At 55.5% G+C, this 15009-nt stretch carries 12 protein-coding genes; 4 read left to right on the plus strand and 8 right to left on the minus strand.

Annotated features, from left to right (window positions below; translation table 11 throughout):
* Window position 1 precedes the first annotated feature (1 nt).
* Genes AC19YY_RS27545 through arsH form a run of 3 tightly spaced genes read left to right on the plus strand, consistent with a single transcriptional unit; the run spans window position 2 to window position 2514 of the window.
* Window positions 2-1285 (plus strand): arsenic transporter, encoded by a 1284-nt coding sequence (locus tag AC19YY_RS27545; RefSeq protein ID WP_099456558.1) that lies wholly within the window; start codon window positions 2-4, stop codon window positions 1283-1285.
* A 15-nt stretch (window positions 1286-1300) separates the two neighbouring features.
* Window positions 1301-1771, plus strand: coding sequence for an arsenate reductase ArsC (locus AC19YY_RS27550; protein WP_099456559.1), 471 nt, complete (start codon window positions 1301-1303; stop codon window positions 1769-1771).
* A gap of 29 nt (window positions 1772-1800) precedes the next feature.
* A complete protein-coding gene (gene arsH / locus AC19YY_RS27555) occupies window positions 1801-2514 on the plus strand; it encodes an arsenical resistance protein ArsH (protein WP_099456560.1) in 714 nt (237 codons plus the stop codon).
* A gap of 122 nt (window positions 2515-2636) precedes the next feature.
* Here arsH and AC19YY_RS27560 read toward each other — a convergent pair whose 3' ends face one another.
* On the minus strand, window positions 2637-3269 hold the full coding sequence (locus tag AC19YY_RS27560; RefSeq protein ID WP_235654486.1) for an antitoxin Xre/MbcA/ParS toxin-binding domain-containing protein: 633 nt from the start codon (window positions 3267-3269) through the stop codon (window positions 2637-2639).
* Between the two features lie 214 nt (window positions 3270-3483).
* On the opposite strand from AC19YY_RS27560, the gene AC19YY_RS27565 reads away from it, so the two are divergent.
* The gene (locus tag AC19YY_RS27565; RefSeq protein ID WP_099456562.1) at window positions 3484-4032 is read left to right on the plus strand and encodes a 3'-5' exonuclease; all 549 of its coding nucleotides are present in this window, start codon (window positions 3484-3486) and stop codon (window positions 4030-4032) included.
* 29 nt (window positions 4033-4061) lie between these two features.
* Here AC19YY_RS27565 and AC19YY_RS27570 read toward each other — a convergent pair whose 3' ends face one another.
* The 7 genes from AC19YY_RS27570 to AC19YY_RS27600 form a co-directional block, all read right to left on the minus strand.
* Complete coding sequence (locus AC19YY_RS27570) at window positions 4062-4544, minus strand: Mov34/MPN/PAD-1 family protein (RefSeq protein WP_054068364.1); 483 nt, start codon at window positions 4542-4544, stop codon at window positions 4062-4064.
* A complete protein-coding gene (locus AC19YY_RS27575) occupies window positions 4541-6325 on the minus strand; it encodes a ThiF family adenylyltransferase (protein WP_074754941.1) in 1785 nt (594 codons plus the stop codon). The genes AC19YY_RS27570 and AC19YY_RS27575 overlap by 4 nt, the downstream gene beginning before the upstream one ends.
* A complete protein-coding gene (locus AC19YY_RS27580; protein ID WP_074754943.1) occupies window positions 6309-7559 on the minus strand; it encodes a nucleotidyltransferase domain-containing protein in 1251 nt (416 codons plus the stop codon). The genes AC19YY_RS27575 and AC19YY_RS27580 overlap by 17 nt, the downstream gene beginning before the upstream one ends.
* Window positions 7560-8726 carry an SAVED domain-containing protein gene (locus tag AC19YY_RS27585; RefSeq protein ID WP_500605142.1) on the minus strand — a complete coding sequence of 389 codons (1167 nt, stop codon included), beginning with the start codon at window positions 8724-8726 and terminating at the stop codon, window positions 7560-7562.
* Window positions 8727-9082: 356 nt separating this feature from the next.
* Window positions 9083-12226: an efflux RND transporter permease subunit gene (locus AC19YY_RS27590; protein WP_500605143.1), complete on the minus strand. Its 3144-nt coding sequence runs from the start codon at window positions 12224-12226 to the stop codon at window positions 9083-9085.
* Window positions 12223-13707, minus strand: coding sequence for an efflux RND transporter periplasmic adaptor subunit (locus AC19YY_RS27595; RefSeq protein ID WP_020302972.1), 1485 nt, complete (start codon window positions 13705-13707; stop codon window positions 12223-12225). Before AC19YY_RS27595 ends, AC19YY_RS27590 begins: the two co-directional genes overlap by 4 nt.
* Window positions 13704-14960, minus strand: coding sequence for a TolC family protein (locus tag AC19YY_RS27600; RefSeq protein WP_020302971.1), 1257 nt, complete (start codon window positions 14958-14960; stop codon window positions 13704-13706). Before AC19YY_RS27600 ends, AC19YY_RS27595 begins: the two co-directional genes overlap by 4 nt.
* Between the last annotated feature and the right edge of the window lie 49 nt (window positions 14961-15009).

The raw sequence follows: 15009 nt of genomic DNA on the forward strand, positions 1-15009 counted from the left end.
CATGCTAATCGCGCTACTTATTTTCATCGTCACCATCGTTCTGGTCATCTGGCAGCCCAAAGGGCTGGGTGTTGGCTGGAGTGCCTCATTGGGTGCCATGCTCGCGTTGCTGAGCGGGGTGGTCAGTCTCGGCGACATCCCGGTGGTATGGAATATCGTGTGGAACGCCACGGCGACGTTCATCGCTGTGATCATCATCAGCCTGCTGCTCGACGAGGCTGGTTTCTTCGAGTGGGCTGCGTTGCATGTCGCTCGCTGGGGAGGTGGCAGCAGCCGCAAGTTATTTGCCTTCATCATCTTGTTGGGAGCCGCAGTGTCAGCGCTGTTCGCCAATGACGGTGCAGCGCTAATCCTTACTCCCATCGTGATCGCCATGTTGCTGGCCCTGCGCTTTTCCCCCGCAGCAACTCTGGCATTTGTGATGGCCGCAGGATTCATTGCCGACACCGCAAGTCTGCCGCTGGTGGTCTCCAACCTGGTGAATATCGTCTCGGCCGATTACTTCAACATTGGCTTCAGCGAGTACGCCGCAATTATGGTGCCGGTCAACCTGGTCAGCATCGCTGCAACGCTGGGGATGCTCTTGTGGTTCTTCCGCAAAGACTTGCCCAAGACTTATGACCTGGCACAACTGCATACCCCTGAAGATGCGATCCGGGATCGTGCAACCTTCGTGGCTGGATGGTGGGTGCTGCTCGCGTTGCTGGTCGGCTTTTTCGTTGTCGAGCCACTGGGTATCCCCATCAGTGCTATCGCCGCCGCCTGCGCATTGGTGCTCTACGTCATCGCCGCCAAAGGTCACGCCATCAACACCAGCAAGGTGCTCAAGGGCGCCCCGTGGCAAGTTGTGATCTTCTCGCTGGGCATGTACCTGGTGGTGTATGGCTTGAAGAACGCCGGACTGACTGACCACATTGCTCAATTGCTCAACGTATTCGCTGGATATGGCATTTTGGGGGCATCGCTGGGTACAGGACTCCTGACCGCCGTGCTTTCTTCGATCATGAACAACATGCCAACAGTGCTCATCGGCGCGCTCTCGATCCATGCAACGGAAGCGACTGGCGTAGTTCATCAGGCCATGGTCTACGCGAACATCATTGGCTGCGATCTTGGTCCGAAAATCACACCTATCGGCAGCCTGGCCACACTGCTCTGGCTGCACGTGCTGGCTAAAAAAGACATAACCATCAGTTGGGGTTACTACTTCAAGACCGGTGTGGTGCTCACGCTTCCAATCCTCATTGCCACCCTGAGCGCCTTGGCTTTGCGCGTCAGCTTTTGATTCCAGGAGATCACGATGAAAGTCCTATTCATGTGCACCCACAACAGCTGCCGGAGCATCTTGTCCGAGGCGGTGTTCAACCACCTTGCTCCTGAAGGAATGGAAGCCGTCAGTTCCGGAAGCTTCCCAAGTGGCCGCGTAAACACGCGAGCGATTCAAACGCTCAAAGCAGCAGGTATCCCTACTGACGGCCTTAGCAGTAAAGCATCCGATGCCTTTGAAGGATCGCCACCAGACATCGTGATCACGGTCTGCGATCGGGCTGCCGGCGAAGCCTGCCCGATCTTCTTCGGCCCGGCGCTCAAGGCTCATTGGGGGCTGGCAGATCCTTCCGAAGCTACGGGATCTGAAGCGCAAATCGAGGCGGCATTCCAGCAAACCCTGAGCAAAATTCAGGAGCGGGTAAACGCCTTCATTTCGTTGCCTATTGCTACGTTGAGCACAGAAGACCTTAAAACTGAGCTAGCCCGCATCGGCACGTTGTAGGCCATGTGTGGCTGGAGCCAGGAGTCACTATGAAAGACCATTTTCCAAACATCGAAGCAGATCTCATCGACATCCCAAGCATGGAGCGACTCACTCCTCGTGAGCCGTCCACGCATAAACCGCGCATCCTTCTGATTTACGGGTCGACCCGCGAGCGTTCGTTCAGCCGGTTGGTAACCCAAGAAGCCGCGCGGTTGTTGGAGCACTTCGGTGCGGAAACACGAATCTTCAACCCGTCAGGATTACCACTGCCTGATGATGCTCCGGATACCCACCCCAAAGTCGTGGAACTCCGCGAGCTAATGCAGTGGTCTGAAGGACAGGTGTGGTGTTCCCCAGAGCGTCATGGATCGATGAGCGCCGTCTTTAAAGCTCAGATCGACTGGGTGCCATTGGCGATGGGCGCGGTACGTCCGACCCAAGGTAAAACCCTGGCCGTCATGCAGGTTTGCGGCGGCTCTCAGTCTTTCAACGTGGTGAATCAGTTGCGGGTACTGGGTCGCTGGATGCGCATGGTGACGATCCCCAATCAGTCTTCAGTGCCCAAAGCGTTTACCGAGTTTGACGAGAATGGACGTATGAAGCCTTCGTCCTACTACGATCGCCTGGTCGACGTGATGGAGGAACTGATGAAGTTCACCCTGCTATTGCGTGACCGTCAGGATTACCTGGTAGACCGTTACTCGGAACGCAAAGAGTCGGCTGAAGAGCTGTCGAAACGGGTGAATCAGCGCTCCATCTGAAGATAGGTTAGAAAAATATTCAGCAATTCCGTGGGCACCCGAGTTAACGGAGCGCGCCGCCTTAATAATGCCAACTGCGATCGCGTACTCGCTTGGGTTGATTCTACTCGGCTGCGGCTGGATTAAAATGACATGCCCTCCGACACTTGAGTCAGCATTTCTTCGACTAAATGTGTGCCAAAGGTTGTAGTGACCATCGCCAATGGGCTTTCTCCCAAAAAACGGGCTTTGGGTTTGGAAAGCCATTGTTTGGCCTTCCCTTTGTCACCGAAAATCACCTCAGCCATGGCGGTAATGTGTGCGAACCGGAACAGGCGATCGCTCTCATGCAGCGTTAAGCGCTGGTTGGCTGACAGTTTTGTTTTCAGCGTTTTGGGTTGAATGATTCTGTCGCGTTCTTCTTCGCTTAGGGTTCCATCATCACAAAGCATTTTGATCAGGCTGACCGAGAAGCCAGCTACTATCATGTCGTGAATGTCCAGATCCGAAGCATTGACAGAGATATGAAGAAGCGCATCCAGACGCATGCGGTAAGCATGATAAACATCATGACGCAGGACGCCAGCAAACATGGGCCGCACTGATGTTGCGTTGTGCACGGGCGTCAGCACCAACGTGTCATTCGCTACCGTTAGTTCCAGGTCGTCCCCAACACCTAACCCCATTTGGTCAAGCAACTCTTGAGGCAGATCAATGATGATGTCGCCAGTACCGTCCTCAGTATTCTGGCACTTGACTATCCAACGCTCGCTCATGATCGTCCGGCCCTCATCCGCCATTAGAGAATGACACACATCATTATGCTCGGGCGCAAAGCTGACCAAAGGAACGTGCAATTCCCAGGAGGCATGCACTGCCGCTGCTCGAACGCCGGATAAAAGCAAAATTGGTCAATGGCTTCGCCGCTTTACCACCAACAAATGGTTAAGAGCTTGAGCGTGATCTAGCAACTACACGAAAGGATATGACATGAACCCTGATGAGCTTTATGTTTCGGTCGACGTCGAGACTTCTGGACCTATACCAGGCGAATACAGTCTGCTTTCCATTGGAGCTTGTCTTGTAGCCCAACCTGAAACGTCCATCTATCTTGAACTACGACCTGACAGTCCGAAACACGACCCCGAAGCGCTGGCAGTATCGGGGCTGAGTTTGGAGAAGCTGGAGCGCGATGGCCTCGCTCCGCAACAGGCGATGCTGACATTTGATAAGTGGCTGAAGTCGTCCTGCAAAACGGGGCAAAAGGTCATTTTCGTAGGACTCAATGCACCGTTTGACTGGTCATTCGTCAACTACTACTTTCATAAATACTTGGAAACCAACCCCTTTGGTTTTACCGCTATCGACATGAAGGCCTACTTTATGGGCGCTGTAGGTTGCAGCTGGCAGGAAACAAAATCATCTAAAATGACCGCTGCGCTGAAGCCACTCAGCGAGCCGAACCATAACGCATTGGATGATGCTCGCTTTCAGGCAGAGCTATTCGCCCTGATGCTAGCGGGTAAAGCTAAACGCTGACCTGCCTTCCACCCTCACGGACTTAAAGCTCATCTGACCCAGGTTGCCTCTACATATCTGCCGTCCCTGAACGACCACGCCTTGATACCTTCGGGTTTTTCGGACTTGCCGACAATAACGGCTATCGGGCGCGGCAGATCCTGCGTGTAACGTGCAGCAAATTTTGAGAAGCTGCCGATATCTGCCGGAGAGATCACCGGAACGGATTGGGGATGCGTATGCCAATACCCCACTAGACGTAACCCTTGTTCGTTGGCAGCCTGGATCTCCTGGCGGCAACGCTCCGCATCCAACTCTAGCCAAGACCAGCCTGACCGATCGGCGCGATGAGGCACCGTGGCCAAGGCCAGCAGCAACCCTTTCGGATCAACCGGGTTGACAAATAACTGTCCCCCTCGCTCCACGCCAAAAAGGCCCTGCCGATGACTAACCAAGATGTCCGCGACAGCTTGGGACACCAATAGCTCGGAATTCACCTCCGGCCATCGCCAGCGCCATGCGATATCCGTCATACCGTTTCGTCCTTATCTTCCGGCCATCCACGCTCGAGTAGGAGTTGCTGCGCCCCCTCTGGCAGTTTGGGCCCTTGGTATTGGCCTCCCAGGCTCAGCACATCTTCAGGTCTGTAAATGCTGCTGATCCAAGATGCAGTGGCGATGTTGCCAGTCAATGCGCGTAGGGCCGTGTGCGACACCATAGAGGCGATATTGGTCATCCCCAGTGAGCCACCTGGGATGAAGCTCTCCCCACAGGCGGGCAGCGGAACAACACCTCCTCCCGGCCATTCTGTGAATCTATGCACGAAATCGCCGACGTCCGTGAATAGATGACGGCCATCAAAGGTGCCGGCTGGTGCAAATAGCGCATGACCTACCTGGGTATGCGGCTCGCTCCAGGCTTGTACAAGCCCCCAAGGAGCGCCGCTGGATTTGACTCGCCATACAGTGACTTCCGACTGCCAGTCTGCTGTCGTGATCACCACCAGATCTGCGTTATCGAACACTTCTGGTTTGCTGCTCATTACCACTTCGGCAAAAGTCGAATATGCGGTGCATTCTGTCGTCGGAAGATCTAACAGAATCTTGTCCCTTAACGATGAAGCTTTCAGTCTCCCTAGACTATCCGCTCCCAGAACGTGCCTTCCCAGATTGGCTGACACCAAAGTGTCAGGATCGATGAGAGTAAGGTGGCCGACACCGGATCGTGCCAACTGTATTGCCACTGCACTGCCTAGCGAGCCAACACCAACGCAAACTACCCGAGCATTTTCAAGGTGCTGCGCAGTGCCGCTTATATCGCGGGACAGAATGGACGCTCGATTAAGCACGTCCAGGGTAGTTGCTCGGACGAGCGCCGGTGGATGTGCATTTGCGATAGCTGGCCGGCGCCGCGCTGTACGCAGGCCAAACTTTGCTCCCCGCTCCTGCTGGACGCCGAGCGAGCGCACATTCAGGCAATATGTTGGAGCATCTGCCCCTCCTGGAAGCTCCAGAACAATCCATCGACTCGCCAACGTTCCATTCTGCTCAAACCATGCCAGCAATTGCTCGGCATCGTCTGGTGTAAGGTGGGGCGTTAGCCACGGCAATAAATCTTCTGGATCCGGGGTGCGGATATCCGGATAAGTCTGAAGCTTGACGTAAAAACCGGGAGTTTCGGCCGCGCGAATGACAGCGGAACGTCCGACAACCCGTCGGTAATGCCCTTTGAGTGCAGCTACGTTCGATGCTAACCAAACCGTTTCCTGACCGGATGGCACAGCCCGGCGCGGATCGCTGAGCGCAAACATCTGCGAGGCAGCCTGAGGTCGATCCAACAGTAAGAGGTTCTGGAATGACTGACCGTGCTGAAAAGACCAGTAGGTAGTGATCTCGTTCTGAAATTCGATATCGCGCGTTGCCTGGCTTGATCCCATCTTGGACAACGAAACGATCTGTGCCAAGCGAGCAAGGCTGTCCTCTACCACAACCTCCGGGGAGCCCATGATGGGGCGTTCCTGAAAGCCATGAAGGCAAAGCCCCGACCTGGTGGCATGCGGCCAAACCAGCCATGGAGAGGGTTCGACGTTCAGCCGCAAAAGCCCACGGGGAAAATTGGAGGGGAAACCAATACGCAGTCGCCGCTCCTGCCCCGTGTAATCGATGGGCAAGGGAAAGTAAAAGGATGCCGCTTCGTCAGCCCGCATGGGTGCGGGCTGGAGCAATGCATCGGCAGCGTCCTGACCTAGGGTATTTCGCAGTGCGGCGATTCCGCGCTGCAGTGGCGTCGTAATAGGATCAGCCAAGGCGTCCAACTGGCTTTACGCTCGACTGAGAGGTTGCGCCACCGCTGGCCCCTCCGAAGAGCGAACCCATCGAAGCAGAGTTTCGAGTAGTGCCTTCCGGTCGGCCGGGCATGGTCCAATTCGCAGGGATCTCATTGTTCACTGCCGTAATGAATGCCGGTGCTATACCGAAATTCTTTTTCACTGCCTCGGCAAAGGAATCATTGGATTCAAAACTTTCCAAACCCAATGATACGGATGCACTGGCGTCCGCATGCCACTTGGCAAATGCTTGGCGATAGCCTTGCCCTTCGCCTGGTCGATTCCACTTTTCTGCAAAGTTTTCGCCGTTATCGGCAGGGTTGCAGACAAAGCAATCGCTACCTCTTTGCGCGATGTGCTGCGGCATTCTGCGAACGATTTCCAAAATTGCATCGAGCGGCGCCAAAGGCTTCGACTGCGATTCCTTCACGACATCCAAGTATGCGTGAGTGGCCAGGGTGGTGATGACCGCCGATATGGGGCGAGTATCAGCGCTCCTTGTGTTGATGGCCCATTCATCGCGATGCCGCTTGAGCAGCTTTATAGTCGCACGCAGGGGATCTTGATCGATGTAATCCTGATAATGCGGCAAAGGATCTTGCGTCGCGGCATCGAGCATCCGCTGGCTCTTGGCAACTACCAAGCTTTCTAGAGAGATTTCCTGGGCAGAAGCAACCTGTAACCAATTCGAGTAAGGGATAGGGCTGCTTGCTTTCCACCCTGTGACCCGATCCGGAACCTCCAGCTTACCCTCGCCGTTGGCTTCGCCATTTCCGTTGATCGCGCGGGCAGGCGTGACGTCGATGTGGAAGCCTGGATTTTCGTCGGCATAAACGATGCGGATGCCCCGACGTAATTGTTTAACTTCTTCCTGAACGCGGGAACCTTCCCTAAAACGCTGCTCAATCGCCTCTAGAACTTCCTTCGCACTAGCGCCTTGAGCGTGAGGGAACCAGATGATCGCGTCCGCATCAATGGTGTCCAGATCCGCAGGCGCGCCGGGGATTGGCTTGATGGTCGTTTTCAGCCGCATCGAGCCTTGAACGAAGATATGGGCCTCAGCGAGTAGCGGGTTGTCGGAAGCCGAGAGGATTTTTTCCAGTTGGGAGTAGCGGTCATTTATTTTTTCGTACTGCGCTTCCGACAGCGAGATTTCCCGCGCGGCGCGAAGCAGAAAATATTCCCAACTGCTGCGCTTGGTCTGTTCGTTGCTCAATAGCATTTACCTAGCCTCCTGGGCCACCGAGCCCAATTGCAGTGTTTGCGTAAACCGATCCTGGTTTTCTTTGTCCCGATCGAAGATCAGGTACGTATGTTGATGCTGCGTTGTGAGCAACGCGCCAAACTCGATGGCCAATGCCGCAGGAATAGCGGCGAAGACGTGGATAGGGTCAGGAGTCAGAGCTTCAAGCTGACTCAGTCGTATTTGAAGTGCGTCGCGAAAGGCATGAATCACTCGACGGTTCTGTACCATCGCATAGCTTGGTTCTGGGATCGACAGCTCTGCAATACGTGCACCCGGCAGAGCGTCGGTCACGTCGCGAACTGGGACTTGCGCAGAAATGGAGAGCACCAGCGCCAGTGGCCCGTCGCCTTCGGGGGGAGGTGTAAACAAAAAAACGGGCGGCTCAGCGGACTGATCGGGCCAGCGCAAACGATGTTCGCGGTGAAAGGAGAAGATCAAGCGCTTGGAACGGTCGCCGATACTCTGGCCCAGCATCATCAAAGCCGGGATGTCGGCCAAGCCGACTACTGCCAGCGCGGGCGAGTCGCCGTAGGTGCCGCCGCGACGCTTGAGTTGCTGTTCCAGCTCATACTGGATGCTGTCTTTGACGTTCTGCCAATAGGTAGTGTCGCGGCCGCGTGGTCCTGGCGCAGGGAAAGTGATTTTGATGCCTTGATCGAAGGCGGTTAATCCCTCGGCGGACATCGCAGTCAACAGATCGCGAACGGGAATATCGTTGATTGTCTGAAAATGCTGACTTTCGACGATGAGAGGAATGGCTCTACCACCATCGGGGGTCGTTGCGGCGAGTCGGATGCGTTCCAGGTACGCTTGGTGTAAACCACTCAAATCATTTTCAGGATACCCATCTGCGTCACGATCAATTTTGTCATGACAACCTGGGCACAGGAGCATCAGATTAGCGGTATTGTTTGTGTGCGCCTCAGCATCATGATCCGCGCGTCCCCGAGGGCCTTTGGGACTGGCGGGCAGGATATGCGCCACTTCTCCCCATTTCATTGGCTTGCCGGCACGATAATCGAACGTCAGATCCGTGCCGCACAGTTCACAATGACCAGCGGTCTGGGTCCATACGATCCGCTTCGTCTCATCATTTGTGTTGAAGCGCCCGCTTGCGGGCTTAGCGTCTTCTTGTTCTGCCATTTCGACCTACCCCCGAGAAACATCCATGATTGAAAACGATGATGGCAAGATAAGATCATATTAAGGTCATTTGCCTCGTTTTCAAGAGAGATCTTGAGGGTAACGAATGCTGAGTCGGCATTGAGCATGATGCTTTTTTTGGCTCATCGAAATGGAGTGGTGGCAGCGTTCGTTTTTCTGGCAAGTGCTGGTGGGTAATGGCACTGACCACAGCGTATGTATCGAAATTAGCGAGTTTATGCAAAAGACATAAACTTGCTAATTTCGATACATACCACGCGTAGGACTGATGAAAACAGGCTATGCAGCTCAAACGAGGCTGCAAGCGCAGCCCCTTTCGTATGCATCTTTACGCGTCAGTGCTTGCCAGGCTCAACGGACAAGTGTCGACGACGCATGAGGTGATAGGCCGCCGGGATCACAAACAGCGATAGCAAGGGTGCCGTAACCATACCGCCAATCATCGGGGCGGCAATGCGGCTCATAACCTCGCTACCGGTACCGCTTCCCAAAAGTATAGGTAACAAACCAGCGATAACCACTGCCACGGTCATAGCCTTAGGTCGAACGCGCTGGACAGCGCCTTCACGAATCGCGGCCATCAACCCGCGTTCTGTGTTGTCAACGAGGTCTTGACGCTCGGTCCATGCATTTTTCAGGTAGAGCAGCATGATCACGCCAAATTCGGCAGAAACACCGGCCAAGGCGATAAAGCCGACCCCGGTGGCAACCGACAGGTTGAATCCCAACAGATAGAGAAACCATGCCCCACCAGTCAGTGCGAATGGCAGAGTGGCCATGATCAGCAAGGCCTCATCAAAGCGAGAAAACGTTAGGTAGAGCAGCACGAATATGATCAACAGCGTGGCAGGCACCACCAGTTTGAGTCGTGCGTTGGCCCTTTCGAGAAATTCGAACTGTCCTGAGTAGCTCAGGCTCATACCGGGCTGCAACTTGACCTGTTCACTGACGACCCGACGCAGGTCGGCGACTACCGAGGCAATGTCCCGGCCACGCACGTCGATGTATACCCAACCGGAGGGCCGTGCATTCTCGCTCTTGAGCATCGGTGGGCCGTCGCTGACCTTGACCTTCGCCACAGTGCCGAGGGTGATCTGGCTCCCTAGCGGGGTGTAGATCGGCAACTGCTCCAGGGCGCCGAGCGAGTCACGCCACTCCCGAGGGTAACGCACGTTGATCGGGAAACGTGCGAGCCCTTCAATGGTCTCCCCGACGTTCTCACCGCCGATAGCACCGGCCACGATGGATTGCACATCGGCGATATTCAGTCCGTAGCGGGCGGCGGCTTTGCGGTCGATATCCACATCGATATAGCGACCACCGGTCAGTCGCTCGGCCAGAGCCGAACTGACACCGGGTACGCCCTTAGCCACTCGCTCGACCGCCTGAGTCGCGGCATCGATCTCCGTCAGGTTGGTGCCGGCAACTTTCACCCCAATAGGACTCTTGATCCCCGTAGCCAGCATGTCGATTCGGTTGCGAATCGGTGGTATCCAGATATTGGTCAGCCCAGGAACTCGCACCACTCGATCCAGCTCTTCCACTAGCTTTTCTTGGGTCATGCCTGGGCGCCACTGTTCGTGTGGTTTGAATTGGATGGTGGTCTCGAACATTTCCAAAGGTGCGGGGTCAGTCGCGGTTTCAGCGCGGCCGGCTTTTCCGAAAACGTGTTCGACCTCTGGAACTGTCTTTATCAGACGGTCAGTCTGTTGAAGCAGTTGCGCGGCCTTCTGCGCCGATAATCCAGGCAGAGCTGATGGCATATAGAGCAGGTCGCCTTCGTCCAGCGGGGGAAGAAACTCACCACCCAGACGAGAGATCGGCCACAACGCGCTGACAAAGACTAGCAACGCAACCAGCAGTGTTATTTTAGGTCGACGTAATACGGCGTCCAGAGCGGGCTCGTAGATCCGGATCAACCAGCGATTTAACGGATTCTGTTGCTCATTGGGAATTCGTCCACGGATCCAATACCCCATCAACACCGGTACGAGAGTTACCGACAGTCCAGCCGCTGCGGCCATAGCGTAGGTTTTGGTAAACGCTAACGGGCCGAATAGACGTCCTTCCTGGGCCTCCAGCGTGAACACCGGAATGAACGACAGGGTGATGATCAGCAGACAGAAGAACAATGCAGGTCCTACCTCGGCAGCCGCTTCAGTCATCACGTGCCAATGACGTTCACCTTTCAGTTCCTCCCCAGGATTGGCCACGTGCCAAGCCTCGACCTTCTTGTGGGCATTTTCAATCATCACCACGGCAGCGTCGACCATAGCGCCGATGGCGATGGCAATCCCGCCAAGGGACATGATGTTGGCGTTGATACCCTGATAGCGCATCACGATGAAGGCGATCAGCACCCCAACCGGCAGGGAAATGATTGCCACCAGAGATGAACGCAGGTGCCAGAGAAAGATTCCGCAAACCAACGCGACGATGATGAACTCTTCGATCAGCTTGTGGCTGAGGTTTTCCACGGCACGATCAATCAACTTGCTGCGGTCGTAGGTGGTGACGATTTCAACCCCCGCCGGCAGACTGCTTTTCAGCTCGTCGAGTTTGGTCTTGACCGCCGCAATGGTTTCACGAGCATTCTTCCCGCTGCGCAGAATCACCACGCCGCCGACGGTCTCACCTTCACCGTCGAGTTCGGTAATGCCTCGACGCATCTCAGGCCCTAACTGAATCGTGGCAACATCGCCCAACGTGACCGGCACACTGCCCGTGCCCAGTTTGAGCGGGATAGCGCGAAAGTCATTGAGCGTCTTTAGGTAGCCGGAAGCTCGTACGATGAACTCTGTCTCCGCCATTTCCAGCACGGCTCCACCGGTTTCCTGATTGGCTTTGCCGATCGCCTCGGTCACCTCAGACTGCGTGATACCCAAGTTCGCCAACTTTAGCGGATCGAGCTGGACCTGATACTGTTTGACCATGCCACCTACGGTGGCCACTTCCGCAACGTTCGGCAGCGTCTTGAGCTCGAATTTGAGAAACCAGTCCTGTAGGGCTCGCAGTTGCGCCAGATCGTGCCCACCGCTGCGATCAACCAACGCGTACTGGAAAATCCAGCCAACGCCAGTGGCATCAGGTCCTAAGGCTGGCTTAGCACTGGCTGGTAGGCGGCTTTGTATCTGGCTCAGGTATTCCAACACCCGCGAGCGGGCCCAGTACAAGTCAGTTCCGTCTTCGAACAGCACATAAACGAAGCTTTCGCCAAAGAAGGAGTAACCGCGCATAGTCTTGGCCCCAGGTACTGAGAGCATGGTGGTTGCCAGTGGATAGGTCACCTGGTTTTCGACGATCTGTGGGGCTTGGCCTGGGTAAGGTGTACGGATAATTACCTGAACATCCGACAGGTCTGGCAATGCATCGATGGGCGTACTTTGAACCGCCCAGATCCCCCATGCCGTGACGAACAGCGTCGCCAGCAACACAAGAAAGCGGTTGGCCACCGACCAGCGAATAAGGGCCGCAATCATGGCTGGCCCCCAGAGCGTTCCAGACGTTCAACACGCAGACCATCATCCGTCTGGCTAACAGCGATCCGAACCTTGTCGCCCGTTTTTAGGCCTTTCATCAGAGCTGGCGTGGCGAGAGGGAAAGTCATCGTCATGCCTGGCATACCCAATGTCTTGAAGGGCCCGTGGGCGAGCGTGACTTCTTTGTCGTTGATCTCAACGATCTGACCATCGGCCTCATGCAAAGCGCCAACGGGCATAGTAGATGGCGAAACGTCCAATGAGCTTGCGACAACGCCCTTGAGACTGGCCTCCGAGTCGAGCAGGAACTGGCCAGAGGTCACCACTTTCTGCCCCTCTTCCAAGCCTTTCAATATCGCCGTCTTGCCATCGTTATCCTGGCCTAGCTGCACCTCCACCGGGCGATATCGACCAGCGTCTTCAGAGAGCATGACCAACGCACGTCGACCGGTACGAATGACGGCCTCGCTCGGCACCCACAGAACACTTTGCTCCGTTGAACGATTGAGGCTTACCTGTGCGGTCAAACCTGGTCTGAGTCGGCCATCTGGATTGGGTAACTCAACTCGAACGCGAAGTGTGCGACTGTCCGAACTGGTTTCCGGAAGAATCGCACTGACGACGCCCTTGAGCACAACTCCAGGGAATGCGGATAAACGCGCTTCAGCTGCTTGCCCTACTACGATTGACCCAGCTTCCGCCTCTGGTACAGCCACGGCCAGCCAGACACTGCTCAAACCATTAACACGAGCCAACGTCTCGCCTGCGGCCACCGTCATACCTTCACGCACACTCAGCTCTTGAAGCACACCACCAATAGGGCTGGTCAGCGTCAGGTTCGATTGAACTTTGCCAGTGCGCTCAACTTGAGCAATTAACGTAGGTGGCATTCCGGTTAGCCGCAATCGCTGCCGGGCCGCTGTCAGCAAGCCAGCATCGCCACTACGCTTGAGGGCGAGAAATTCCTCCTGAGCAGCTGCCCACTCCGGCACCAAGATGTCTGCCAAGGCGGCATTCGCTTTCAGTACATCACCAGGTGCATGGGCATACACACGCTCGACAAAACCCGCCGTACGGGCCTGAATGACTGCAACGTCCCGTTCGTTGAAGGCCAGCACACCTACCACGTTCAGTGTCGAGGCAAATACGCCTCGACTGACACTAGCCAGTCGCACACCAAGGTTCTGAGTCAGGCTTGGATCAATTCGAATGGCAGCGCTGTCCCCCTTGGTATCTGCGTATTGAGGGATCATCTGCATGTCCATGAAGGGTGACTTACCCGGTTTATCGAATTTCTGTTGTGGGTACATGGGGTCATACCAATACAGAACTTTTCGATCGGCAGAGGCTTTGGGTTCATGATCCGGTACGACACCAGCTACTCCGCTCATTCGCGGTTGGGCTAACCAGTAACCCCCGGCAACACCCAAGGCAATCGAGATGCCGATGATTAAAGTCCCTTTCCATAATTTAAAAATCATTGAGCGGACTCCCCGTAAGAGAAATACAGGCGAGCGCTGGTCAGGGCACGTTGCTCTTCAACGTCAACCTGCTTGAGACGGGCTTCGATAAGTTCGCGTCGGGCGGCAACAACCGAGTTCAAGTCACCCTTGCCGGAGCGGTAGCTGGCCATCGTGAGTTCGACCTTTTCTTTAGCCAACGGCAACAAGCTTTCCTGATTACGGTTGACTGCACGATTGAGGCGCTCGTAGTCAGCCAACTCATCCTCCAATAGCTGGGTATGCTCGCGTGACAGGGCTTCGCGCTCAGCCTCAAGCTGGTTTAGTTCGGCGTGCTTGGCCGCAATCTTGGGGTTTTGCCGAGAGTTAGGGAACAGCGGGAGATCCCATGAAAACTGCACGCTGACCATGTCACCGAATTGTTGGCCTCGATGCTGATAATCGAATTCCCAGCTCCAGTCAGATTGCTTTTCCGCCTCAGCTTCACGGATCTTGGCTTGTGCTTCACGGGTCATCGGCACAAAAGCCGCTAATTCGGGGTGATGTTGCAGCTTATGGGAGTAACCTGAGGTCTCAATAGGCCAATCAGGCAAGTTGCCTACCGGTTTGTCATCGGCGGCAGGGCCAATCCAGCGCTTGAGGGCGGCCCGGGCCTGTGCACGTTGGCGAACTAAATCATCCTGCTGCTCAGCCAGTTGAGCAGCTTCCTGTTTAGGTGTGACCGCATCGGCGGGTTGGGCTCGGCCACCCGCAACCTGAGCTCTGACGGTATCGGTCAGAAGACGGTTTTCTTTGTAGAAGTCCTGGAACAACGCATCTTTACGCTCAACCGAGTAGCTTCTGATCCAGGCTAATGCCGTGGACTGTCGGACGTTCAGACGCGCCACTCGACGCTCGGCGGACGCTCGATCAACAGCCGCATCCGCGACCTCAATACGTGCTTTGCGCTTGTCGCTGTTGGGCATCTCCTGCCTAATCCCGACCACTTGCATGGTCATGAAATCTTGGTCGATGCTCCATCTGTCGGGACCACCAATGGGGTAGTTCTGCACGCCCAGCAGTAGCTTGGGATCGGGTAGTTCGCCGGCGGGAATGGCCGCGCTAGTGGCTGCTTGAATTTTGGCGTCTTGTGCGGTCAACGATGGTGCATTGTTTTCGGCCAGCCGCAGCGCTTCATCGAATGTCAATGCGCTAGCGAAGCTCGGCAATGCCAGTACGCTTGCCGCCAGGCCGGCCAGGAAGGACCAACCTGTGCAACAGCACTTGGAGTTCATGTTCACGATTCCTGTGATGATCCACCGCGCGCTTCATAAGACATGCGCG

The sequence above is a fragment of the Pseudomonas sp. MF09156 genome (assembly GCF_059862305.1).

What these genes read in the sequence shown, in the direction of transcription:
- AC19YY_RS27545 (WP_099456558.1), top strand. Translation starts at nt 2, where the DNA reads ATGCTAATCGCGCTACTTATTTTCATCGTCACCATCGTTCTGGTCATC.
- AC19YY_RS27550 (WP_099456559.1), top strand. Translation starts at nt 1,301, where the DNA reads ATGAAAGTCCTATTCATGTGCACCCACAACAGCTGCCGGAGCATCTTG.
- arsH (WP_099456560.1), top strand. Translation starts at nt 1,801, where the DNA reads ATGAAAGACCATTTTCCAAACATCGAAGCAGATCTCATCGACATCCCA.
- AC19YY_RS27560 (WP_235654486.1), bottom strand. Translation starts at nt 3,269, where the DNA reads ATGAGCGAGCGTTGGATAGTCAAGTGCCAGAATACTGAGGACGGTACT.
- AC19YY_RS27565 (WP_099456562.1), top strand. Translation starts at nt 3,484, where the DNA reads ATGAACCCTGATGAGCTTTATGTTTCGGTCGACGTCGAGACTTCTGGA.
- AC19YY_RS27570 (WP_054068364.1), bottom strand. Translation starts at nt 4,544, where the DNA reads ATGACGGATATCGCATGGCGCTGGCGATGGCCGGAGGTGAATTCCGAG.
- AC19YY_RS27580 (WP_074754943.1), bottom strand. Translation starts at nt 7,559, where the DNA reads ATGCTATTGAGCAACGAACAGACCAAGCGCAGCAGTTGGGAATATTTT.
- AC19YY_RS27585 (WP_500605142.1), bottom strand. Translation starts at nt 8,726, where the DNA reads ATGGCAGAACAAGAAGACGCTAAGCCCGCAAGCGGGCGCTTCAACACA.
- AC19YY_RS27590 (WP_500605143.1), bottom strand. Translation starts at nt 12,226, where the DNA reads ATGATTGCGGCCCTTATTCGCTGGTCGGTGGCCAACCGCTTTCTTGTG.
- AC19YY_RS27595 (WP_020302972.1), bottom strand. Translation starts at nt 13,707, where the DNA reads ATGATTTTTAAATTATGGAAAGGGACTTTAATCATCGGCATCTCGATT.
- AC19YY_RS27600 (WP_020302971.1), bottom strand. Translation starts at nt 14,960, where the DNA reads ATGAACTCCAAGTGCTGTTGCACAGGTTGGTCCTTCCTGGCCGGCCTG.